This window comes from Spirillospora sp. NPDC000708, assembly GCF_040299565.1.
In the GTDB taxonomy this organism is placed as follows: domain Bacteria; phylum Actinomycetota; class Actinomycetes; order Streptosporangiales; family Streptosporangiaceae; genus Spirillospora.
The window spans coordinates 59,201-80,235 of sequence record NZ_JBEPCJ010000047.1 but is presented as its reverse complement, the minus strand read 5'-3'; the positions used below and the strand labels follow the sequence as shown (position 1 = coordinate 80,235).

Below are 21,035 nucleotides of genomic sequence, written 5' to 3'. Positions count from 1 at the left end.
CGGCTGCGCATCGCGCAGATCAACGGCTGCCTCTTCTGCATGGACTGGCGGACCGAGCGGGACGGCCGGAAGGTCGAGGAGGAGTTCGCCGACGCCGTCGCCGAGTGGCGCACCACCCCGGCCTTCGACGACCGCACCCGGCTGGCCGCCGAGTACGCCGAACGCTACGCCCTCGACCACCACGGCCTCGACGACCCGTTCTGGACCCGGATGACCGCGCACTACAGCCAGGCGGAGATCGTGGAACTGAGCATGTGCATCGGCTCCTGGCTGGCGTTCGGCCGCCTCAACCACGTGCTGGGCCTCGACACGATGTGCATGCTTCCCCGCCCCTGAACGGGCCGCGCCGCTAGCCGCCCAGCTGGCGGAAGTAGCGGACCGTCAGCGGCGGATCGAGCGTGACGCCCTCCGGCCGCGACACCTTCCCGGACGACAGCGCCTCGCCCAGCGCCGTCTTCGCCTTCTCCGGATCGCCCTCGATCTCGTAGATCACGACGAAGGAGCCGCCTTCGAGGGGCTCCAGCCGCCGGGCGGAGACGAACCCGTCGACCTGCAGCATCTCGGGGATGTGCGTGTTCTCGTACCAGTCGTGGTACGCCGGGCCGTCCCGGTCGGGCGAGGGGGACGATTCGACGATCATCACGCCGCTGGGCATGTGCGCTCCGTTCGGGGGTCTGTCACGTGGGGTGCTGTCGGTCGGGTGGGATCAGGTGTTCTTGTAGACGCGGCCGTCCTTCATGACGAACCGCACGTCCTGGGTGACGGTGATGTCCTGCGAGGGGTCGCCGGGGACGGCGATGACGTCGGCGAGGAAGCCCTCCTTCAGCCGGCCGAGCTCGTCGTCCAGCTCGACCAGTTCCGCGCTGGTGACGGTCGCGGCCCGCAGCGCCTGCATCGGGGTCATGCCCCGCGCCACCAGGGCGGCGAGTTCCTTGGCGTTGTCGCCGTGCGGGACGGCCGGAGCGTCGGTCCCGCAGGCGATCCTGACGCCGGCGGCGATGGCCTTGGGCAGCATCGACCTGGCGCGCGGGAAGACCTCGGCCGCCTTCTTCCGCAGTTCCGGCGCGGCCCGCTCGATGTCCATCGCGTCCGTGAGGTAGGTCGTCGACACGAGGAAGGTGCCGTGCTCGGCCATCAGGTCGAGGGTCTCCTCGCTGGCGAGGAAGCTGTGCTCGACGCAGTCGATGCCGGCCCGGACGCACGCCCGCACCGCCCGGTCCCCCACCGCGTGCGCGGCGACGCGGACCCCGGCGCGGTGCGCCTCGTCGGCGATGGCCGCCAGCTCCTCGTCGGAGTACTGCTGGGAGCCGGGGCCGGTGCTGTGCGACATCACCCCGCCGGACGCCGACACCTTGATCACCTTGGCGCCGTGCCGGATCTGGTAGCGGACGCAGGCCCGCACCTCCCCGACGCCGTTGGCGATGCCCTCGCCGATGCTCAGCGGCATGATGCCCGGTGCGAGCCGCTGGAAGACGGTCGGGTCGAGGTGGCCGCCGTACGGGGTGACCGCATGGCCCGCCGGGACGATGCGGGGGCCGTCCACCCATCCCTGGTCGATGGCGCGCTGCACCGCGACGTCGAGGAGGTAGCCGCCCGTCTTGACCATCAGGCCGAGGTTGCGGACCGTGGTGAATCCGGCGAGCAGCGTCGCGCGGGCGTTCAGGGTCGCGCGGATCGTGCGGTAGGCCGGATCGTCCTGGACGCCGTGCATCGGCAGCGGCAGGCCCGTCGGGGTCTCGGGGCCGCCGATGAGGAAGTTCAGCTCCATGTCCATCAGGCCCGGCAGCAGCGTCAGGTCGCCGAGGTCGATCTCGGTCGCTCCGGCGGGGACCTCGGCGGGGTTCACCGCGACGATCCGGTTCCCCTCCACCACGATCACTGCGGGCGACCGGACCTCTCCCGCCTCGACGTCCGCCCAGCGCCGGGCCCTCAGGACGATGGGTGCCGTCACGGCACCGGCTCGATGACGCAGTCGAAGCTCGACGACCCGCTGTCGGGGACGCGCGGCTGGCGCCACACCTCGACGGGGAAGGACACCTGGATCATCGAGTACAGCAGGTGCAGGAGGTTCGTCGCGTCGTCGGGCAGCGCGTCGAACGGGAGCCCTTCGAGGTAGGCCATGGCCTCCTCGGCGCGGGGCACGACGGCGTCGTAGAACTCCTGCATCTCCTCCGTCGTGCTCGCCAGCCGGGTGCCGTACCTCTCCTGCTCGGTGGCCAGGCACCATTTCCCGGCGAACGGCTCCAGAGCGGCGAATTCCTCGGGCAGCAGCGCGCTCACTTGCGGGCCCCCTCGTGGTCGTCGACCCAGTCGCCGACGACCTTGTGCAGGTGGCGGCACAGGATCTCCTGGTCGTTGAGAAGGAAGCGGTCGATGTATCGGGTCTCCAGCATCATCTGCGTCGCCTCCAGGGTGTTGGAGTCCTGGAGCGCGAATTCCTTGAACGTCACCGCCGCCATTTCCTGGGCGATGCGCTCGCGGACGTTCGCCGCCGGCAGGAAGTAGACGTTGCCCTCGAAGACGTGCGTGTTGTAGGACGTCGGCCAGTAGTGGTACGTCAGGTACCAGCCCTGGCTCCAGATGAGGATCACGAAGTTCGGGAAGAGCTGGAAGGAGTCCAGCCCCCACGGGTCGCATTTCGCCGGGTTGACGCCGGCCGGCATCTCGCCGAGGTCCGCCGCGTCCCACGGGCCGAACAGCCCGCTGCGGGTCAGGATCTCCATCGGCTTGACCAGTTCGGAGTCCATCTCCCAGAAGCGGACGCCGGACGTGCTGACCATCCGGTGCGGGCCGTCGATCTGGTAGTGCGGCGCCTCGAATCCGGCCTGCTGCGCGGCCGTGGAATACTTCTCCGGCGACTGCTTCGCATGCAGGACGGGCGCGTGGTAGAACTCCGCGAACGCGTCCATGTACAGCTTCCAGTTCGCGTGGATCGTGGTGCTGTACGCGAAGCGGGCGGTCTGTTTCTCGAACGGATAGCCTTCGAGCCCGGTCACCATCGGGCCGAGGAATTCGCGGAGCGACTGCTCGGGCTCCCGGGCGAAATTGACGAAGATGAAGCCGGCCCAGACGTCGCAGTGAACCGGCGCGAGACCGTACCGGCTCTTGTCGACGTCGAAGAACTCGCCCTCCTGCTGGATGAAGGTCAGCGCGCCGTCGAGTCCGTACCGCCAGCCGTGGTACTTGCAGGTGAACTGGCGGCAGAAGCCCGCCGTGTCCTGCTTCGGGTCGTCGGACCAGACGAGCTTGTTGCCGCGGTGGCGGCAGATGTTGTGGAAGGCCCGGACCTGCCCTTCCCTGTCCCGCAGGACGATGATCGACGCGTGCGCGGCGTCGACGTCCTTGGTGAAGTAGCTGCCCTTGCGCGCGAGCTGCTCCACCCGCCCGACGTTCAGCCAGGCCCGCTTGAAGATCGCGGCCTTCTCGCGCTCGTAGAACTCCGGGGTGATCGAGTCCTCGTAGGACACCGGGTCCGTGCCGAGTTCGGGATAGTGCTCGGTCCAGCTGCCTTCCGGTGGTTTGGGGAAACGCGGCATGGTCCTCCTCCTTCGGGGGGTGCGGTCACTCGGCGGGCGGGCCGGAAGGGCCGGGGGCGGGGCCGGCGTCCGGATCGGAGCCGTTCGACGGCTCCAGGCCGACGCTGTTCAGCACCATGGCGAGGCAGACGTAGCTGCCGACGACGAAGAGCAGCTCGAGGAGCCGGCGCTCGTCGAAGCGGCCGGCGAGGCGCTCCCACAGGGCGTCGTCGATGGTGTGGCCGTCGACGAGCTGGTCGGCGGCGAGCAGAATGTCGCGGTCGCGCTCCGACCAGGTCCCGGCGCCGGCGCCGTCGCGGAGGGCGGCGATCTGCTCGGGCTCCAGGCCCGCCGCCCGCGCCATGCCGACGTGCTGCGCCCACTGGTAGCGGCAGCCGGTCCGGTGCCCGACGCGCAGGATCAGCAGCTCGCGGTCGCGGGGGTCGAGGGTGCCGTCGTCGAGGAGCGTGCCGCTGAACGCCAGCCAGGGCGCGCTCAGCCGGGGGTGCCGGGCGAACAGGCCGAGGATCGACGGCACGGGCGGCGCGTCGGCGGCGCCGGTCAGGTAGCGGTCGGCGCGCGCCATGTTGCCGCGGAGCAGCTCGCGCTCCTCCTCGGCCCACTCGGCGATCGGCAGCGGCCGCATCCGGGGCGCGGCGGCCGGCGTCACAGGACCGACCCGCCGTTGACGCCCAGGACCTGCCCGGTGATGAAGCTGGCCTCCTCGGAGGCGAGGAACGCCGCCGCCGCGGCGATGTCGTCGGGCGTGCCGAGGTGGCCGAGCGGGATCGCCGCCGCCATGGTCTCGTTGGGCGGCAGGTTCCCCTCGGCCTGGGACCGGTGCTGCATCGGCGTCTCGATCCCCGACGGCGGGATGCTGTTGACCGTGATCCCGTGCGGTGCGTAGGCGCGGGCCAGGGACTTGGTCAGCACGATCACCCCGCCCTTGGCCGCGGCGTAGTGCGCCATCTCGGGCGACCCCCGCTGGGCGCTGGACGAGGAGATGGTGACGATGCGGCCCCACCTGGCCGCGACCATGTCCGGCAGGGCCAGCTGGCAGCAGTTGAAGGTGCCGGTGAGGTTGACGGCGATGAGGCGGTCCCAGCTCTCCGGCGTGATCGCCTCGAACCGGTCGAACGCGACGAGGCCGGCGCTGGTCACGAGGATCTCCGTCGGCCCGAGCGCCGACCGGATCGCGGCGAACGCGGCGCCGAGGGCTTCGCGGTCGGTGACGTCGGCGGCGAGCCCGAGGGCCTCTCCCCCGGCCGCCCGCAGCTCCTTGGCGACGCGGTCCGCGCCGTCACCGTCGACGTCGAGCACGGCGACGCGGTGGCCCCGCCCGTGGAGGTGGCGGCAGGCGGCCTCGCCGATGCCCGACGCTCCGCCCGTGACGACGGCCACCCGGGACCGGCGTCGCTCCGTATGCGGCATCGCTCCGTCCTTCCGCTCACGCCCCTGCTCGCGGCACGGCGCTAGTCAATCGACTAACATCCTTTGGCCACATGACTAACATGGGTGCCGGGTCGAGGGCAAGACCCGGGCCGCGGCGGACCGAGGCCATACTGGAGAGGCCATCCGACGCCGAGAGGGAGGACGCGCATGCCGGCACGGCGGAGCCCCGTCGACGACTCGGCCACCCGTACCGCGCTGCTCGACGCCGCCCAGGAGCTCATGCTCGAGGAGGGCTACGCGGCCGTCACCACCCGCCGGCTCGGCGCGAAGGCGGGCCTCAACAACGCGCTGGTCTTCTACTACTTCGGGACGATGGACAACCTGTTCGTCGAGCTGTTCCGCCGCGGCGCCGAGCGGAGCCTGGAGCGGCTCCAGTGGGCGCTGCGGTCGCCCCAGCCGCTGTGGGCCCTGTGGGAGCTGACCCACGACTACTCGAGCAACGCGCTGACCATGGAGTTCATCGCGCTGGCCAACCACCGCAAGGCGATCCGCGCCGAGATCGCCGCGTACTCGCGCCGGTTCCGGACGCTCCAGCTCGACATGCTGTCGGACGTGCTCGACGGCTACGGCGTCGACCGCGACCGGTGGCCGCCCGTGACGCTGATCCTCTTCATGACCGGCATCTCCCGCTTCCTGCACATCGAGGAGGGGTTCGACCTCGACGTCGGCCACGCGGAGACGGTCGCGGTCATCGAGCGCGAGATCCGCGCGCTGGAGGGCGACCGGCGGCCGGCCGACGCCGAGTCCGCCGCCGACTGAGTCCGGCGCGCGGACCCGCGGCGTTCACCGGATCGGCTCGTCCCCGAAGACGGTCGTGCGGAGCAGTTCGCGGGGCGAGTCCGGCGGGTAGGGCGCCGCGCGGTGGACCACGCCGGTGTTGTCCCAGATGACGGTGTCCCCCACCGACCACTCGTGGCGGTAGACGCGGTCGGGCGCGGTCGTCCGGGCGAGCAGGTCCTCCAGCAGCGCCCGGCCCTCGCCGGCGTCCATCCCGACGACGTGATCGGCATGGACGCCGACGACGAGCGACCTGCGGCCGGTGCGGCGCGTCCACACCAGCGGATGGGTCGACGCCGGCCGCCTCCGCCACCGTTCGAGCTGCTCGGGCGTAGGGTCGGGGTGGACGCGGCGCTGGGACGCCTCCAGCGTGTGCACGACGCGCAGGGAGCCGAGCCGCTCCCGCTCCTCGTCGCCGAGCGCCTCGTAGGCGGCGTAGGTGCTGGCGAACTCCGTCTCCCCGCCGCCCGCGGCCACCTCCTTGGCGCTGAGGACCGTGGCCTTCTGCGGCGGCTCGCCGTGCAGCGGCGTGCAGCCGTCCATGTGCCACGCGAAGGTGGCCCTCAGGTAGTCGGCGGAGGCGTTCTTCGCCTTGTCGAGGGTCACCCGGTAGATCCCGCGGACGGGGTGGTGCCCCCGCTCGTAGTCGATCTCGCCGAGCCGCCGCGCGAAGGCGACCTGGTCCTCCGGGCCGAGGTGGAGGCCGCGGAAGACCAGGACGCCGTACCGGTCCAGCGCCGCCGTGACGGCCTCCGCCACCGCGCCGTCCCGGACCAGCCGCCCCGCGTCGACACCGCGGACCTCGGCGCCGACGGTCGCGGCGAGAGGGACGCAGCCGATCGTCGTCGTCACGGGGTGGGCTCCAGGTGGCGGTCGAAGTAGGCGGTGCCGGAGTCGATGACCTTGGGCTGCTGCCACACCTCGACGGGCAGCGAGACCATGATCAGCGAGTAGACGAGGCGGAGCAGGTTCAGCTCCCGCTCGGGCAGCTCGTGCAGCGAGAACTTGTCCAGGTGCGCCATGGCGTCGCGGACGCGGGGGTACATCGCGTCGTAGAACGCCTGCATCTCCGTCATCGTGCTGTTCAGCCGCTCGGCGTACCGGGCCGCCTCGGTCGCGATGCACCATTTGGCGGCGAAGGGCTCGCAGTCGGCGAACTCGTCCGGAAGCATCGTGTCGCTCACGCCGGCACCCTCTTCCCGTCCCGCAGGTACGACCGCACCCAGTCGTCGACGACCTTGTGCAGGTGCCGGACCGTCACCTCCTGGTCGCACAGCGGGTACCGGTCGATCACCCGCGACTCCAGGCCCATCTGGGTGCCGTCGAGGGTGCCCGCGTCCTGGAGGCCGGCCTCCTTGGACACGACCGCGGTGACCTCGTGCCGGATCCGCTCGCTCGCGTTCCGCGACGGCGGGAAGTAGTACGACATCTCCCATTGGTGCGTGTTGTGGGACGTCGGCCAGTACTGGTACGTGAGGTACCAGCCCCGCTCGTAGACCAGGATCACGAAGTTGGGGAAGATCTGGAAGTTCGAGATCGACCAGGGGTCGAGCCCGCCGGGGTTGAGCCCCGCCGGCAGGTTCGCGGGGTCGAGCTCGGGGAGGTCCGGACGCTCCCACGGGCCCATGAGACCGGACTCGGTGACGTGCTCGATCGGGTACATCTGGTCCGGCGGCGTCATGTGCCGGGGCACGCCCTTCCAGCCGCCGGTGCTGACCAGCCGGTGCGGCCCGTCCATCTGGAAGTGCGGGACCTTGAAGCCGGTCTGGAAGCTCCGCAGCGCCGGGACCTGCTGCTGCGAATGCAGGATCGGCGCGTGGTAGTACTCCTGGAACGCGTCGAGGAAGATCTTCCAGTTGCTCAGGAGGTTCGCCTTGAACGCGTACCGCTCGGTGAGCAGGTGGAACGGATACCCTTCGAGGCCGCGCACCATCGGCCCTAGGAATTCCAGCAGCGACTGGCTCGGCTCGTCGGCCAGATTGACGAAGACGAACCCTTCCCAGACCTCGCAGTGCACCGCGGCGAGCGGGAATTCGGCCTTATCGAAGTCGAAGTACTCCTCCTCCTGCAGGACGAACTTCAGCGAGCCGTCCAGGCCGTACCGCCAGCCGTGGTACTTGCACATGAACTCGCGGCACACGCCCTTGGTCTCGTCCCGCGGCGTCTCGCCCCACAGCAGCTTGTTGCCGCGGTGGCGGCACACGTTGTGGAAGGCGCGGACCCTGCCGTCGAGGCCGCGCGTGACGATGAGCGAGGTCTTGGCGACGTCGAGGTCCTTGGTGAAGAAGCTGCCCTTGCGGGGCAGCTGCTCGACCCGGCCGACGTTGAGCCACGCCCGCCGGAAGATCGCCTCGCGTTCCAGCTCGTAGAACTCCGGCGAGATCGAGTCCTCGTACGACACGAGGCGGGTGCCCATCTCCGGAACCCGCCCGGTCCAGCTGGCCTCCGCCGGTTTCCCGGAGCGCGCCATGGCCGATCCTCCCGTTCTGAGTCCGTGCCCGATGACATCTGGTCACGATGTTCATCGACTGACTAACATGACCTGGATAACACGACACGGACCGGAGCCGCAAGGGCGCGTTTCCGGAAGAGGAGCGTCCATGGACGAGCGGAAAGAGCTGTTCATCGGGGGCGACTGGACCGCCCCGAGCACCGCCCGGCACATCGAGGTGATCTCCCCGCACACCGGGCGCCCGCTGGCCCGCGTCGCCGCGGCGGGCGTCGCCGACGTCGACCGCGCCGTCGCGGCGGCACGGCGCGCGTTCGACGAGGGACCGTGGCCGCGCAGCGAGCCGGCGGAGCGCGTCGAGACCGTCCGCAAGCTGGCCCGGCTCTACGGCGAGCGCCGCGACGAGATGGCCGATCTCATCACCGCGGAGCTGGGCGCCCCGATCTCCTTCGCCCGGCGCGCGCAGGTCGCGCTCCCCTGGTCGATGATGGGCGCGCTCGCCGACATCGCCGAGAAGCATCCGTGGCAGGAGAACCGGCCCGGCGTGTACGGGCAGGACATCGTGCTGCGGCGGGAGCCCATCGGCGTCGTCGCCGCGGTGGTCCCGTGGAACATGCCGCAGTTCCTGACGGTGGCCAAGCTCGTCCCGGCGCTGCTCGCGGGCTGCACCGCCGTCCTCAAGCCGGCTCCGGAGTCACCGCTCGACGCGCTGCTGCTCGCCGAGCTGATCGAGGAGGCCGGCGTCCCGCCGGGCGTCGTGAGCGTCCTGCCCGCCGACCGCGACACGAGCGCGTACCTCGTCGCCCACCCGGGCGTCGACAAGGTCTCCTTCACCGGGTCGACCGCGGCGGGCCGGCAGGTCGCGGCGGCGTGCGCGGCCAACCTCACCAGGGTCGGCCTCGAGCTCGGCGGGAAGTCGGCGGCCATCGCGCTGGAGGACGCCGACCCCGCGGCGGTCGCCACCGCCGTCCGCTTCTCGGGCATGGGCATGGCCGGCCAGATCTGCAACGCCCTCACCCGCGTCCTCGTGCCCGCGGACCGCGCCGGCGAGCACGCCGAGGCGCTCGCGGCGACGCTGTCGGCCATCCGGATCAGCGATCCCGCCGACCCGCGGACCGAGATGGGACCGCTCGTGTCCGCGCGGCAGCAGCGGCGGGTGCGGCACTACATCGACACCGGCGTCCGCGAAGGCGCCCGGCTCGTCACCGGCGGCACGGGCATGCCGGAGGGCGTGCGGCACGGATGGTACGTGCGGCCGACCGTGTTCGGCGGCGTCGAGCCGTCGATGACGATCGCCCGCGAGGAGATCTTCGGCCCGGTGATCGCCGTGATCGCTTACCGGGACGAGGACGAGGCCGTCCGCATCGCCAACGACTCGGAGTACGGCCTGGCCGGCTCGGTGTTCACGGCCGACGTCGAGCGCGGGCTCGGCGTGGCCGCCCGGGTGCGCACCGGCACGTTCGGCGTGAACCAGGGGTACTCGATGGACCCGGCGGCGCCCTTCGGCGGCGTCAAGGCCAGCGGGTACGGCCGCGAACTCGGCCGCGAGGGGCTCGACGGCTACCTCGACGTCAAATCGATCTCGATCGCGTCCCCGTGAGCGCGGGCCCGGCCCGCACTCACGCGGGTCAGGGCAGCTTGATGAAGGACACGTACATCTCGAGGACCGGCCGGTACAGGTCGACGTCGTCCAGCCGGCTGCCCAGCACCACGGAGTCGCTGGTGGCGATGAGCACCTGCGCGAACGTCAGCGCTGGGATCAGCAGCTTCCCGCCGATGCGGTCGATGCCCTCCATGATGGACTCCGCCAGCGCCTCGGCCACCTCCAGCCTCTTCGCCTCCACCCGCTGCCTCGCCTCGGGGTTGCGGAGCAGGTAGAGGGTGAACTCGTGGCCCAGTGCGGCGTGCTCGGCGCCGCGCTCCCGGCTGAGCTCGCGCCACCGCCGGGCCACCTCGTCGAGTTCGCGGGCCCCCACTTCGGTCATCACCGAGATCACTTCGGCGAAGTCGTCGAAATAGCGGCGCCAGTGCCGGTCGCTGACCGCCAGGAAAAGGTCTTCTTTCGTGCCGAAGTGCTTGTAGATGGCGCCTTTCGTAAAGCCGGCGGCATAAGCGATGTCGTCGAGCGTCGCCTGGGTGAAACCCTTTTCGGCGAACACCTCCTCCGCCGCGTCCACTAGCAGCGAACGGGTGTGGTCGCGGCGCCGCTCCCTCGTCCAACGCTCCACCATGCCGTCGATTATGCCAGGTCCGGCGGGCCGTCCGGCGTCGCTCCGGCGGCGGTGGACCCGGCGGCGGGCATCACTTCGGCGCGGCGAGCCGCTGGAGCGCGCCGAGGAACAACTCGTCCATTCGGGGGCTCAGCTCGGCGAGTGTCGCGGCGCTCGCGTGGCTCGCCGGGCCGAAGACGCGTTCGAGCGCGTCGGCGGTCGTGGCGGCGCCTATGGAGAGGCAGAGGCACGCCACGCCGTCGGCGTGGAGTTCTTCGATGGCTTTGCGGACATCGGCCTCCGCGTACCGTCCTTCATAGCCATTGTCGTAGGGAAAACCGTCCGAAAGGACGACCAGCAGGCGATGGGGCGTACCGGCTTCGGTTCTGAGGATCTCGCCTGCGCCCCGGATTCCGGCGCCGAGACGCGTATAGCCGGACGGTTGGAGCTGGTTGAGCCGGGCACGTCCGACCGCGTCGAAACGCTGCCCGAACGCCTTGACGGCAGGCAGGTGGACGGCGTGCCGCCCATGCGATCTGAAGGCATGGACGGCGACACGGTCGCCGAGCTCCTCGAGCGTCGCCGCCAGCGTCGCGGCCGCGCGCCGCTGGTGGTCGTGGACGGCGCGGCCGCGCGGGTCGGCGTCGGTCGCGGATCCGGAGGCGTCGAGCAGGACCAGGACGCCGAGATCCCGCGCGATCTTCCGTCGGTCCAGGTAGACGTGCTCGGGCGGCGAGTGGCCGGAGCGCACGTCCACGAGGAGATCGACGAGCGCCTCGAGGTCGATCTCGTCGCCGTCGCGGCGGCGGCGCAGGATCCTTGGGCCGAGACCCACGCGAAACAGCCGCCGCCGAAGCACGTCGTCGCGCGGGACCGCCGCGGCGGAGAGGTCGGCATCGGCGGTCAGGGGGAAGCCGATGACCCGGCACCAGCCGGGACGGTACCGGCCGGCGTGCACGTCCCATTCCGGATGCAGGGCTCCGCCGACGCCCAGGGCGGCGCCGGGCCGGTCGTCGCCGGTGAAACGGATCCGCGCGGGAAGCGGGCGGGCGTGCCGTCCGGCCTGGTCCGTCCGCCGGACCGAGCGGACCCTCGCCTCCGTTCCGGCGGCGCCGTCCCCTCGCGTCCGCGATCCGCCGAGCAGTTTCCGGAAATAGTCCGTGAGGGCCCGCGAGGAGATCAGCGGATTCTCGAACAGTTTCAGGATCCTGCTTTCCCGGGGCTGCTCCTGATCGCCGTCGTCATCGGCCTCAGGCAGGTCGATGGGATGGAATTCCAGGCGCACCTCTTTGTCGGCGGCCCGCGCACCGGGACCGGCGGGGGCGGCCAGCAACCGGGACGGTCTGATGACGCCGAACCATTCCGGCGGGGCGGGCACCGCCGCCCGCCCCTTCGCCGATTCGAGCGACTCCTGGGCGTTCGCGGTGCCCGGCTCCCCGCCGAGACCGAGACCGGCGGCGGCCGGATACCGTTCCGCCAGGTCGGCGAGCACCCGGCGGCCTTCGAGCGCCAGGTACCGGCGCGCCGTGGCGGGACGCGCCCAGAGAGCCTTGATCCACCGCTGGTCCAGGCTCCCCGCGCCGAGCAGAGCGCTCTGGATCAGCACCTCGCGGCGCTGCCGAGCGGCGGAACCGCCCGCGGAGACGAAGACGACCCGGCCGTCGGTATGGGCGGCCTCACCGGCCGCCGCCTCGGCGACCTCGACGGCCCTGCCGGCGATGGACGCGGCGAGGAACCGGAACCGCTGGGGGCCGCCCGGATCGGACGCCGTCATGCCCGCGGCAGGACGGCGTCGGCCAGCTCGCCCAGCGCGCGGACGACGTCCGGGTCGTCGGAGAGGGCTTGGACGATGGCGGACCGGGCGGCGGTCCGCAGGCTCAGTCCCTGCGCGACCAGGCTGCCGGCGAGGATCAGCATCCGCGTGGAGGACGCCTCGCGCAGCGGCGAACCGTCCAGGTCCCGGATGGCGTTGCCGAGCCGGACCAGGGCCTCCGCGGTCTCGGCGCCGATCCCGGCCTCCCGGGCGACGATCCGCGTCTCGGCCTCGGCGGGCGGGAAGCCGAGCTCGATCGCGACGAACCGCTGCCGGGTCGACTCCTTGATGTTCTTCAGGACGCTCTGGTAGCCAGGGTTGTACGAGATCACGAGCTGGAACCCGGGCGCCGCCCGCAGGGTCGTGCCGAGCCGGTCGATGGCCAGCTCGCGGCGGTGGTCGGCGAGCGGGTGGATGACCACGACGGTGTCCTGGCGCGCCTCCACGACCTCGTCGAGGTAGCAGATCGCGCCCTCGCGCACGGCGCGGGTCAGGGGCCCGTCCACCCAGACCGTCTCCCCGCCCTTGAGCAGGAACCGGCCCACCAGGTCCGCCGACGTCATGTCCTCGTGGCCCGCGACGGTGATCAGCTCGCGGCCGAGCTCGTGCGCCATGGCCTGCACGAAGCGGGTCTTCCCGCATCCCGTCGGCCCCTTCAGCAGCACCGGGAGCCCGCCGCGGGCGGCCGCGCGGAACACCTCCTCCTCGTCCCCAACCGCCCGGTAGAACGGCGCCTCCGGCGCGGGCTGGACGGCGACGGAATTGTCGGTCAGCATCTCAGTGCCCCCTGTCAAAGGGAACGATCGTCGGGAGCTTCCGGTCCTTCGGCGGGACGACCTTGCCGTCCGGGCCGATGGTGGCGGAGCCGTCGCGTGTCGTCGGCAGGGCGGGGTCGGGGCACAGCCGGCCCGTCCCGTCGCCGCAGATTCCCGACATGAAGTACGAGCGCTTCTGGATGTCCTTCGGCCACGGATCGGCGTGCATGGCGAACCATTGCACCGGGACGTTGTAGAACACGAAGAAGAACGCGCTGCACGCCGCGAATATCGCCAGGAAGCGCGTGAACTGCTGTCGCGTCGGGCCGCCTCGGACGCGGTCGAGTCCCCGCTCCACGAACGTCCGGCCGCGGTCGTCGGTGAAGTAGCGCAATGCGCACAGGCCGGCCTGAACGCCGCCCCACATGAGCCCTTCGTAGATCGGCCATTGGTAGTAGTGGCCGGCGTTGATGCTCAGGGACCTGATCGCGCCGGGATAGGTGAAGAGCCCCATCGGCATGAGGAACAGGCCCTCCATGACGAGGTCGAAGAAGAACGACCATGCCACCAGGACGCCGATGAGCCCGACGTTGCTGATGCCCGGCCATCGCGCCTTGACCCTGCGCATCACCCAGCAGCCGAGAATGGTGCACAGCAGCACCCCGTAGGAGTAGCCCGGCGCGTTCATCAGCAGCGGCTCGGCCAGCATGTGGCCCGGTTCGCCGAATGACTGCCAGCCCGGGATGTCCAGTGTCCAGGAGCCCATGTTCCAGAGCCAGCTGTTGTAGGTACACCAGGTGTTGAAGTAGTCCAGGAGCGGATCCTGGAAGAACAGCAGGCCGCAGGACACCAGCAGCATCCCGTCGAGCGTGATCCGCCGTTCCCGCCGCCAGGGCCTGACGATGAAGAAGTACACGCCGACCGGCAGGCCGAGCAGCGTCACGCCCGTCCAGGTGATGAGGACCGCCTTCATCAGCGCCGGCGGATCGCTCGGCCCGGTGGGCACCCGTTCGAAATGGGATCCGGTGATCCACCGGATCCACACGTAGAGCTGGAAGACCAGGATCGCGCCGCCGATGACGGCCCAGATGCGCACGGGCTTGGACGGCGACCGGACCTGCGCACCGAGCGAGGCCGTGTCGAGGGATTCGGTGATGGCGGGCGCGTGCGTCTTTTCCGACTGTCCGCTCACGAGACTCTCCTTCTGAGTCGCCGCAGGTCGCCGGACGGGAACGGGCATCGCCGCCCACCATTCGGCATCCTGTCGACCACAAAGATACTCACGAGAATCTTTTAGGGGAAGTGGTATCTGAGATCGAGTTCGGGGACGCACCTGCGGACGTACTCGCCCCTCGGATCGAAGCGCGACGCCTGGCGCAGCGGGTTCATGGCCTGCCCCGGCCGCGTGCTGTCGCCGGTCCACCGTTCCACGGCCGCGTCTTCGGCGGTATGTGCCGGGGCATCGCCCGCGCCGCGGAACGCGGTGATCACGCGGCGCCGGGTGCGCACGCGAAGAGGCGGCACGGCGACCGCGCGCCGCGGTGACCTGGGACAGCGTTCCCGCTGCAGGGCATCGGGCTCGGGGTCACTGCGCCGGAGCCGCTCTGCGCAGGACGTTGGCGGCGTGGCGGAGGTGGGCCGCGTCGACGAGGCGTCCGTCGCGGCCGATGGCGCCGGTGCCGCCGGCGGCGCTCTGGTAGGCCTCCGTCACCTCCTTGGCCTGCACGATCTCCTCGGCGGTCGGGGTGAAGCCGTCGTGGGCGGTCGCGATCTGGCCGGGGTGGATGGCCCACTTGCCGTCGAAGCCGAGCAGGGCGGCGTGGGCGGCGGCCCTGCGGTAGCCGTCGGGGTCCCGGTACGGGGGGTACGGCGCGTCGATGGCGTCGATGCCGGCCGTGCGGGCGGCGGTGAGGACCTGGACGCGAGCGTGGTGCCAGAAGTCGCCCGGGTAGTCGCCGAGCGGGTCGAAGTTGCCGTCGACCCGGGAGCGCAGCGAGGCGGACAGGTCCCCGGCGCCGAAGATGACGGCTTCGAGCCGGTCGCTCGCTCGGGCGATCTCGACGGCGTTCGCCAGGCCCTCGGCCTCCTCGATGAGGACTTCGATCCCGGTCCGCTTCCGCAGGGCGAGTTTGTGTTCGAGCTGGGTGAGCAGGACGTCGAGCCACCACACGTCGCGGGCGGTGCAGGCCTTGGGCAGGATGATCACGTCGAGCGCCTCGCGCGCTCCGGTGACGACCTCGATGACGTCGTCGTGGCACCGGGGCGTGTCGAGGCCGTTGACGCGGACGGCGCGCACGGTGCGTCCCCAGTCCAGCCCGGTCAGCGCGGTGATGGCGATGCATCGCGCCCGTTCCTTCGCCGCCGGGGCGCAGGCGTCCTCCAGGTCGAGGAAGACCAGGTCGGCGCCCGACCGGGCCGCCTTCTCGCACATGTGCTCGTCGCCGGCCGGCGTCGCCAGCTCGGACCTGCGGGCTCTCGGCTCCGGCATCAGATGACTCCTTGTTCGCGCAGGCTCTCGATCTCGGCGGGGTCGAGTCCGAGCAGGTCGCGGTAGACGCGGCCGTTGTCGGCACCGAGGGGCGGCCGAGGTGGCCGATGCGTCCCGGCGTGGCGCTGAGTCTCGGCACCGGGGCCTGGACGGTCACGCGGCCGAGGTCGGGGTCGTCCATGGCCTGGAAGGCGCCGCGGGCGCGCAGGTGCTCGTCGGCCAGCAGGGCGGGCGCGTCGTAGACGGGTGCCGCGGTCCCCTGGGGATAACCCAGTACAACTTGAAGTGGCAGCTCAAGGCCTTGAAGGCCCTTCAGCGTAAGCTCCCCAGCCTGTCCGCTCCGAAGCGACCGCCACGCAAAAGCGCTCCCAATCGGGCCAGCCAGCTCAAGGATGAAGAGGCGCGTGAAGTGGTCGCCGCCTACGAAGCTGGTGCCACGGTCTACCAAATCGGCCAGCGTTTCGGCATCGGACGCCAGACCGTCAGCAAGATCCTCAAGCGCCGGGGCGTCCAGATGCGCCGCACCGGCCTGTCGCACGAGCAGACCGCCGAAGCTGCCCAACTCTACGAGGACGGCTGGTCGCTCGCGCGCATCGGCAAGCATCTGGCCGTCAGCCCGGAGACTGTAAGACTCCGCCTGCTTGAGGAGGGCACCCATCTGCGGCCCCGACCCGGCAAAGGCTAGAGTGCCGCACCACAAAAGGGTAGTCATACCTAACCTGCCCCTTGAGTAGCCGATCTTGCTCAAGATCAAAATTTCACTCGTGCGACTTGGAGGAATCGGTTTCCGAAGTAGGCCGAGAGTATGACATCCTGCAATGTTGGCCCACAACCGAGGGGGAGAAAGGGTGCCCAACGACGACTTCCAGGAGCTGCTCGCGGTGATGCCGGACATCGCCGAGGCAGTCAACGCCTTCAACTCTGAGGCTGCTCAGGTCACGGCGCTGAAGGCGCTCATCCAGACAGCACGCAACGGCTCGGACCGGCCCTCGCTCACGACGACCACACCAGTCGCACCGCCGAACCTCTCTCCGGAACGCCCGTCGGCTCAGCGGGAGATCGAGGCATCATCCACTGTTCCGGTCCTGCCCCCGGCTCCTAGTGGGGACGAGGACTCCAGGGTCGGGCCGGCAGCGAGGAAGCCGCGCAAGTCTTCGGCGAAGAAGAACATCACCGTCGTCCGCGGGCTGAACTTCGCCCCCGACGGCAAGCAGTCGCTCACCGACATCGTCGCTCAGAAGCAGCCGCGCACGGTCTTCGAGAAAAACCTGGTCGCCTGCTACTACCTTCAGCACATCATGGACCTCGAGGGCATCACCGTCGGGCACGTGCTGGCGGTCTATCAGGCATGTTCGTGGGTTTCCCCCTCCAGCCCTGACGTGTCTCTACGGAAGACTGCTTCTACCTGCGGCTGGATCGACACGCGCAATTCAAAGGACATCAAGGTCCTCTGGGCTGGCGAGAACCACCTCGAATCGAAGATGCCTACTCCCGACCCCAAGAAGGGTAAGAAGTAGTGACGCTAGACCCGTCGACCGCGCTCGGCCACCTCCCCAAGACGCTGCGGGACGAACTCGTCGAAGAGTTCGGCAAGATCACTCGGAACTACCGCGAGCGTCGCTGGGAGGCGGCCGAGCTTGACGGTGGCCGCTTCTGCGAGATCGTCTACACGATCCTTGCCGGCTATTTGGACGGAGACGTCTACCCCGCGAAGGCAAGTAAGCCCAATCGTTTCAAGGACGCTTGCGACACCCTAGCACAAAAGCCCCGTACCTACGCCGATTCTGCGCGGCTCATCATTCCCCATGTCCTCGTGGGTCTGTACGACGTCCGTAACCGCCGTGGGGTTGGGCACGTCGGTGGTGACGTAAACGCCAACCACATGGACGCCACGTTCGTCCTGCACACCACACAGTGGGTTATGGCCGAACTTGTACGCATGTTCCACAGCACGGACATCACGACCGCGACGACCGTCGTGGACGCGCTGGTCGATCGGACCATGCCCCTGCTCTGGCAAGTCGGCGGCGTCACCCGGATTCTAGACCCAGCCATGTCCCTGGCGGACGGAACCCTGCTCCTCCTCCATGCCTCGCCCCAGGGGCTTACCGACAAGTCGCTGGCCGGAAGCCTCGAACAGGATCGTCTATCCAACTACAAGCGCGTGCTCCTAAAGCTTCACCAAAGTAGGCGCATCGAGTACAACGGCAAGACAGGCGCTGCGATAATTTCTCCCCTCGGCGTGCAGGAAGTCGAGGAACGAATCCTCAATCAAAATTAATCGCCCGGACTCTCATAGAAATACCCAAGGTTGTCCGGCTAGTGAAATCCACAGGACAACCAGCACCGCGTGCGCTAAAATATGCCGCATGGCCGTAGTCGTTGAACCAGTCCTCACATCCGAGAAGCTCCTCTCACTACTAGCCGAGGGCCATGAGCAAACTGGATTGGATTACAAGAGCCAACTTGACCTTCAAGACAAAGCTGATCTAGTTGAGCTGGCTAAAGACGTAGCTGCCATGCAGAGCGAACAGTCAGGCGGCTACATTGTCATCGGCGCAGACGACCACGGTAAAGTCATGCCCGGTCTCACGGATCAACAGGCCAAACTGTTCGACGAAGCCGCACTTCGCGGCATGTTGAAAAAATACATGGCGGAGCCTTTCGAAATACACTCCACCAAGCACGTACTTGAGGGAAACATCGTTATCCTCCTCTACGTCGCACCGCATCCGAACGGATGGTGTGTCTTTACGAGACAAGGTGTTTACGAGCAAGAGCATCCGCCAGGATCGGAAAAGAAGAGGTCAGTAACCAAATTCAGTCCCGGCGATGTATTTGTGCGACATGGCACGGCCAGCGAACGCTGGAACTACTCCGACCAAGAGCGATTGCTACGCCAGATTATCGCCCGCCGTAAAGAAGCTTGGCGCGCTGAGATCCGAGACGAATTCACTGGCATGTTGCAGATCGGGCGAAGCGCTCAAAGCTTGGAGCAAATGCCGACGTCCGCCCTTACATGGAAGCTGGACGCCGAAGGCTTCGACCAGTTCATTACAGAGCTAATGCGGCGCGACGATGGAATCCCGATTCGTAAGCTTCTTCTGCAAGCACCAGCAGAGGCGTCCCACCTCCTGGCTTCGTCGGAGTCAGACGACCTCTCAACGCTCCTCGACCGAGTAACCAGTATTGGCGGGCTGTCACTCACCTATGATCAAACCCAGTGGTTCGGCAGGACAGTCGACTGCCTGGTGAGGCTTTACGAACTGGGGTTCGTTCCTGAAGGTTACGACCGAACAGACATGCAAGTCGGTCCCTACTGGCTCCAAGTCATCGTTCGCGTCTACGCGCTTGGTGGCTTGGCCGTTAGAATGAAAAAATGGTCCGCGATCAAAACACTGGCAGATCGAGCGCCTGAGGCGCACGACTTCTCTCGCCACTACGGAAGTTGGCTACGCCACGCAGTGACCAAAGCTGCACGCGCCGACATGTTCGCCGACCCAACGAATGACGACCTTCTGGCACGCGCCCGCACGGTTGCGCAGAGAGTCCAAGCTACGAGGCTCGATGTCGCAGCGAACGACGAACGAATCCTCAGTAGCTTGTGTCAGTTTGATGCTTACGGGGCCCTCGTTGTGATCGGCGAGAGGCATGATAGTCACGCGTCGTTGTACTATCCAAACTTCGCTCGATACTATGCTCAGCGCACACTGCCAGCCTTCAAGCAGATGGTCACGAACCAAGAAGTCCGCAGGCAGCTATTCGAAGGCGACGACGCACTACTGGCGCTCGCGCTAGCTGATATAGAGCGGATGGCCCAGCAGGAGAGCTTCCGGTTCAACGGTTTTGATGGGATTGATGACGACCGCGTGAAGCAGTTCATCACTGCTAATCTTCCCACCGAGCCAAGTCGCTAGCGCCGACGGAATCGAATAGCGACATCCTTTTCTTGCCTCACTGTGTAATAATATACAGTGGGAATGCTTGCATGTAGCGCCGCGCATTGCGAGCTAAGGCGGTCAGAGGAATTCACCCCCTCCCGCTTTTTCGGGGGCGTGTCGGCCGCATCGTGGCTTGTGACGCTGTTGTGTAGTTTTCAGCTTCTCATCTACGGTGCCGGTCTTCGGGATGCCACTAACCTAAACAGGAGACCGCCCGCAATGCCCGAGGCAGCACATCCCGGCGACGCCGTCGGCCAGCATGAACGGCGGCAGCGTCGGCGGACCGTCGGCCGGGCCGGTGACGTGGGCGAAGCCGCTCATCGCCTCGGCGAGCGTGCCATATCCGGGACGGTCGCTCTTGGGGCCGCCGCGTCCGTAGCCGGTGATGTGCGCGACCACCACGCGCGGGTGCGCGGCTTGGACCGCGTCGTAGTCGATCCCCCAGCGCTTCAGGGCGCTCGGGCGGTTGCCGACCACGAGCACGTCGCTGACGTCGAGCAGGCGATGCAGCAACCGCTGACCGGCGGGAGTGCGCAGGTCGAGGCGTTCATCGCCGAGCACGAGCCGCTCCTCCACCGCGTGGAGCACGGCCAGGTCGGGACCGCGGAGGCGCTCGCGGCCCGGACGGACGTCAAGGACGCCTGGCGCGAGCTGGTCAGCCTCGACCCGGAGCTGCCGGAGGGCCTGCTGCCCGCTCCCTGGCCCGGCCGGCAGGCGCGGGGGCTGTTCGCGGGCGTCTACGACGGGCTCGGGCCGCTGGCGGAGGCGCGCGTCCGCCAGATCATCGCCAGGCACGACCCGGCACTCGCCCGGATGACGCGGCACCGCACCACCACGAGCGCGCCGCCGGACCTGACGCAAGGAAGCACACCATGACGGACAACGCAGGACGGCTCGCCGGCAAGGTCGCCGTGATCACCGGCGCGGGGTCGGGGATCGGGCGGTCGATGGCGGTCCTGTTCGCGGAGCACGGCGCGAAAGTCGTGTGCGCGGACCGCAGCGGCCAGCAGGACGACGTCGCCGCGGAGATCGGCGACGCCGCCATCGCGGTACACGCCGACGTGTCCGCCGCCGCCGACGTGCGCGCCATGATCGAGGCGGCGGAACGCCGTTTCGGGCGGCTCGACGTGCTGTGCAACAACGCCGGCTTCGGCGGCCCCCGCAAGCCCATCACCGAGCAGGAGGAGAGCACCTTCGACGACGTCATCGCGGTGAACCTCAAGGGCGTCTTCCTCGGCATGAAGTACGGGATCGCCGCGATGCTGCGCACCGGCGGCGGCTCCGTCGTGAACACCGCGTCCTCCGCCGGGCTCGTCGGGTGGAAGGAGCACTCGGTGTACGCGGCGGCCAAGGGCGGCGTCGTCCAGATGACCAAGAGCGCCGCGCTCGACTACGCCGAGCAGGGCGTGCGGGTCAACGCGATCTGCCCCGGCATGACGTGGACGGGGCTCGCGGGCGCGTCGGAGGACAGGCCGGAGCCGCCGCCGGACATGCCGATGCGCGTCCAGCCGATGAACCGGTGGGGGCTGCCGTCCGAACTCGCCGCCGCCGCGCTCTTCCTCGCCGGCGACGAGTCGTCGTTCGTCACCGGCGCCGCCCTCCCCGTGGACGGAGGTTACGTGGCCCGGTGACGGC

Annotated in this window: 24 protein-coding genes; 9 read left to right on the top strand and 15 right to left on the bottom strand. The window is 69.0% G+C overall.

The window, feature by feature from the left end; genetic code table 11:
• On the top strand, positions 1–336 hold a 336-nt coding region (locus tag ABT299_RS29650), incomplete at its 5' end, for a carboxymuconolactone decarboxylase family protein (protein ID WP_500252727.1).
• A gap of 13 nt (positions 337–349) precedes the next feature.
• On the opposite strand, the gene ABT299_RS29645 is transcribed toward ABT299_RS29650, so the two are convergent.
• The 6 genes from ABT299_RS29645 to ABT299_RS29620 are packed head-to-tail and all read right to left on the bottom strand — an operon-like array spanning position 350 to position 4,946.
• The gene (locus ABT299_RS29645) at positions 350–655 is read right to left on the bottom strand and encodes a hypothetical protein (RefSeq protein ID WP_500252726.1); all 306 of its coding nucleotides are present in this window, start codon (positions 653–655) and stop codon (positions 350–352) included.
• A gap of 51 nt (positions 656–706) precedes the next feature.
• On the bottom strand, positions 707–1,951 hold the full coding sequence (locus tag ABT299_RS29640; protein ID WP_500252725.1) for a metal-dependent hydrolase family protein: 1,245 nt from the start codon (positions 1,949–1,951) through the stop codon (positions 707–709).
• Entirely contained in the window at positions 1,948–2,280 is a 333-nt protein-coding gene (locus tag ABT299_RS29635) for a hypothetical protein (protein ID WP_151540918.1), read from the bottom strand. The genes ABT299_RS29640 and ABT299_RS29635 overlap by 4 nt, the downstream gene beginning before the upstream one ends.
• Positions 2,277–3,536 carry an aromatic ring-hydroxylating oxygenase subunit alpha gene (locus tag ABT299_RS29630; protein WP_500252724.1) on the bottom strand — a complete coding sequence of 420 codons (1,260 nt, stop codon included), beginning with the start codon at positions 3,534–3,536 and terminating at the stop codon, positions 2,277–2,279. The genes ABT299_RS29635 and ABT299_RS29630 overlap by 4 nt, the downstream gene beginning before the upstream one ends.
• 25 nt (positions 3,537–3,561) lie before the next feature.
• Positions 3,562–4,185 carry a carboxymuconolactone decarboxylase family protein gene (locus tag ABT299_RS29625; RefSeq protein WP_500252723.1) on the bottom strand — a complete coding sequence of 208 codons (624 nt, stop codon included), beginning with the start codon at positions 4,183–4,185 and terminating at the stop codon, positions 3,562–3,564.
• A complete protein-coding gene (locus ABT299_RS29620; RefSeq protein ID WP_500252722.1) occupies positions 4,182–4,946 on the bottom strand; it encodes an SDR family NAD(P)-dependent oxidoreductase in 765 nt (254 codons plus the stop codon). Before ABT299_RS29620 ends, ABT299_RS29625 begins: the two co-directional genes overlap by 4 nt.
• Positions 4,947–5,114: 168 nt before the next feature.
• Between ABT299_RS29620 and ABT299_RS29615 the strand changes: the two genes are divergently transcribed.
• Complete coding sequence (locus tag ABT299_RS29615; RefSeq protein ID WP_500252721.1) at positions 5,115–5,726, top strand: TetR/AcrR family transcriptional regulator; 612 nt, start codon at positions 5,115–5,117, stop codon at positions 5,724–5,726.
• A 24-nt stretch (positions 5,727–5,750) separates the two neighbouring features.
• Here ABT299_RS29615 and ABT299_RS29610 read toward each other — a convergent pair whose 3' ends face one another.
• Genes ABT299_RS29610 through ABT299_RS29600 form a run of 3 tightly spaced genes read right to left on the bottom strand, consistent with a single transcriptional unit; the run spans position 5,751 to position 8,214 of the window.
• Positions 5,751–6,596, bottom strand: coding sequence for a TauD/TfdA dioxygenase family protein (locus tag ABT299_RS29610; RefSeq protein ID WP_500252720.1), 846 nt, complete (start codon positions 6,594–6,596; stop codon positions 5,751–5,753).
• A complete protein-coding gene (locus ABT299_RS29605; protein ID WP_151540912.1) occupies positions 6,593–6,928 on the bottom strand; it encodes a hypothetical protein in 336 nt (111 codons plus the stop codon). Before ABT299_RS29605 ends, ABT299_RS29610 begins: the two co-directional genes overlap by 4 nt.
• A complete protein-coding gene (locus ABT299_RS29600) occupies positions 6,925–8,214 on the bottom strand; it encodes an aromatic ring-hydroxylating oxygenase subunit alpha (RefSeq protein ID WP_151540911.1) in 1,290 nt (429 codons plus the stop codon). Before ABT299_RS29600 ends, ABT299_RS29605 begins: the two co-directional genes overlap by 4 nt.
• 130 nt (positions 8,215–8,344) lie before the next feature.
• Between ABT299_RS29600 and ABT299_RS29595 the strand changes: the two genes are divergently transcribed.
• A complete protein-coding gene (locus ABT299_RS29595; RefSeq protein WP_500252719.1) occupies positions 8,345–9,793 on the top strand; it encodes an aldehyde dehydrogenase in 1,449 nt (482 codons plus the stop codon).
• A 28-nt stretch (positions 9,794–9,821) separates the two neighbouring features.
• Here the strand turns inward: ABT299_RS29595 and ABT299_RS29590 are convergent, their stop codons facing one another.
• From ABT299_RS29590 to ABT299_RS29570, 5 genes are all read right to left on the bottom strand, one after another.
• Complete coding sequence (locus ABT299_RS29590) at positions 9,822–10,424, bottom strand: TetR/AcrR family transcriptional regulator (protein WP_500252718.1); 603 nt, start codon at positions 10,422–10,424, stop codon at positions 9,822–9,824.
• A 70-nt stretch (positions 10,425–10,494) separates the two neighbouring features.
• Entirely contained in the window at positions 10,495–12,177 is a 1,683-nt protein-coding gene (locus ABT299_RS29585) for a nitric oxide reductase activation protein NorD (protein WP_500252717.1), read from the bottom strand.
• Entirely contained in the window at positions 12,174–12,992 is an 819-nt protein-coding gene (locus ABT299_RS29580) for a CbbQ/NirQ/NorQ/GpvN family protein (RefSeq protein WP_500252716.1), read from the bottom strand. Before ABT299_RS29580 ends, ABT299_RS29585 begins: the two co-directional genes overlap by 4 nt.
• Position 12,993: 1 nt before the next feature.
• Entirely contained in the window at positions 12,994–14,163 is a 1,170-nt protein-coding gene (locus ABT299_RS29575) for a spirocyclase AveC family protein (protein ID WP_500252715.1), read from the bottom strand.
• 393 nt (positions 14,164–14,556) lie between these two features.
• A complete protein-coding gene (locus ABT299_RS29570; RefSeq protein WP_500252714.1) occupies positions 14,557–15,459 on the bottom strand; it encodes an HpcH/HpaI aldolase/citrate lyase family protein in 903 nt (300 codons plus the stop codon).
• Positions 15,460–15,559: 100 nt separating this feature from the next.
• Between ABT299_RS29570 and ABT299_RS29565 the strand changes: the two genes are divergently transcribed.
• The 4 genes from ABT299_RS29565 (at position 15,560) to ABT299_RS29550 (ending at position 19,376) form a co-directional block, all read left to right on the top strand.
• Complete coding sequence (locus ABT299_RS29565; protein WP_500252713.1) at positions 15,560–16,144, top strand: helix-turn-helix domain-containing protein; 585 nt, start codon at positions 15,560–15,562, stop codon at positions 16,142–16,144.
• A gap of 163 nt (positions 16,145–16,307) precedes the next feature.
• Complete coding sequence (locus ABT299_RS29560) at positions 16,308–16,976, top strand: hypothetical protein (protein ID WP_500252712.1); 669 nt, start codon at positions 16,308–16,310, stop codon at positions 16,974–16,976.
• Positions 16,976–17,740: a hypothetical protein gene (locus ABT299_RS29555; protein WP_500252711.1), complete on the top strand. Its 765-nt coding sequence runs from the start codon at positions 16,976–16,978 to the stop codon at positions 17,738–17,740. The genes ABT299_RS29560 and ABT299_RS29555 overlap by 1 nt, the downstream gene beginning before the upstream one ends.
• Before the next feature lie 88 nt (positions 17,741–17,828).
• Positions 17,829–19,376 carry an AlbA family DNA-binding domain-containing protein gene (locus tag ABT299_RS29550; protein WP_500252710.1) on the top strand — a complete coding sequence of 516 codons (1,548 nt, stop codon included), beginning with the start codon at positions 17,829–17,831 and terminating at the stop codon, positions 19,374–19,376.
• Positions 19,377–19,598: 222 nt separating this feature from the next.
• On the opposite strand, the gene ABT299_RS29545 is transcribed toward ABT299_RS29550, so the two are convergent.
• On the bottom strand, positions 19,599–19,913 hold the full coding sequence (locus tag ABT299_RS29545; RefSeq protein ID WP_500252709.1) for a CoA transferase: 315 nt from the start codon (positions 19,911–19,913) through the stop codon (positions 19,599–19,601).
• On the opposite strand from ABT299_RS29545, the gene ABT299_RS29540 reads away from it, so the two are divergent.
• Together ABT299_RS29540 and ABT299_RS29535 are read left to right on the top strand one after the other, a co-directional pair.
• The gene (locus ABT299_RS29540; RefSeq protein ID WP_500252708.1) at positions 19,905–20,276 is read left to right on the top strand and encodes a PaaX family transcriptional regulator C-terminal domain-containing protein; all 372 of its coding nucleotides are present in this window, start codon (positions 19,905–19,907) and stop codon (positions 20,274–20,276) included. The two genes, ABT299_RS29545 and ABT299_RS29540, sit on opposite strands and share 9 nt — an antisense overlap.
• The gene (locus ABT299_RS29535; RefSeq protein ID WP_500252707.1) at positions 20,273–21,031 is read left to right on the top strand and encodes an SDR family NAD(P)-dependent oxidoreductase; all 759 of its coding nucleotides are present in this window, start codon (positions 20,273–20,275) and stop codon (positions 21,029–21,031) included. The genes ABT299_RS29540 and ABT299_RS29535 overlap by 4 nt, the downstream gene beginning before the upstream one ends.
• The last annotated feature ends 4 nt before the right edge of the window (positions 21,032–21,035 follow it).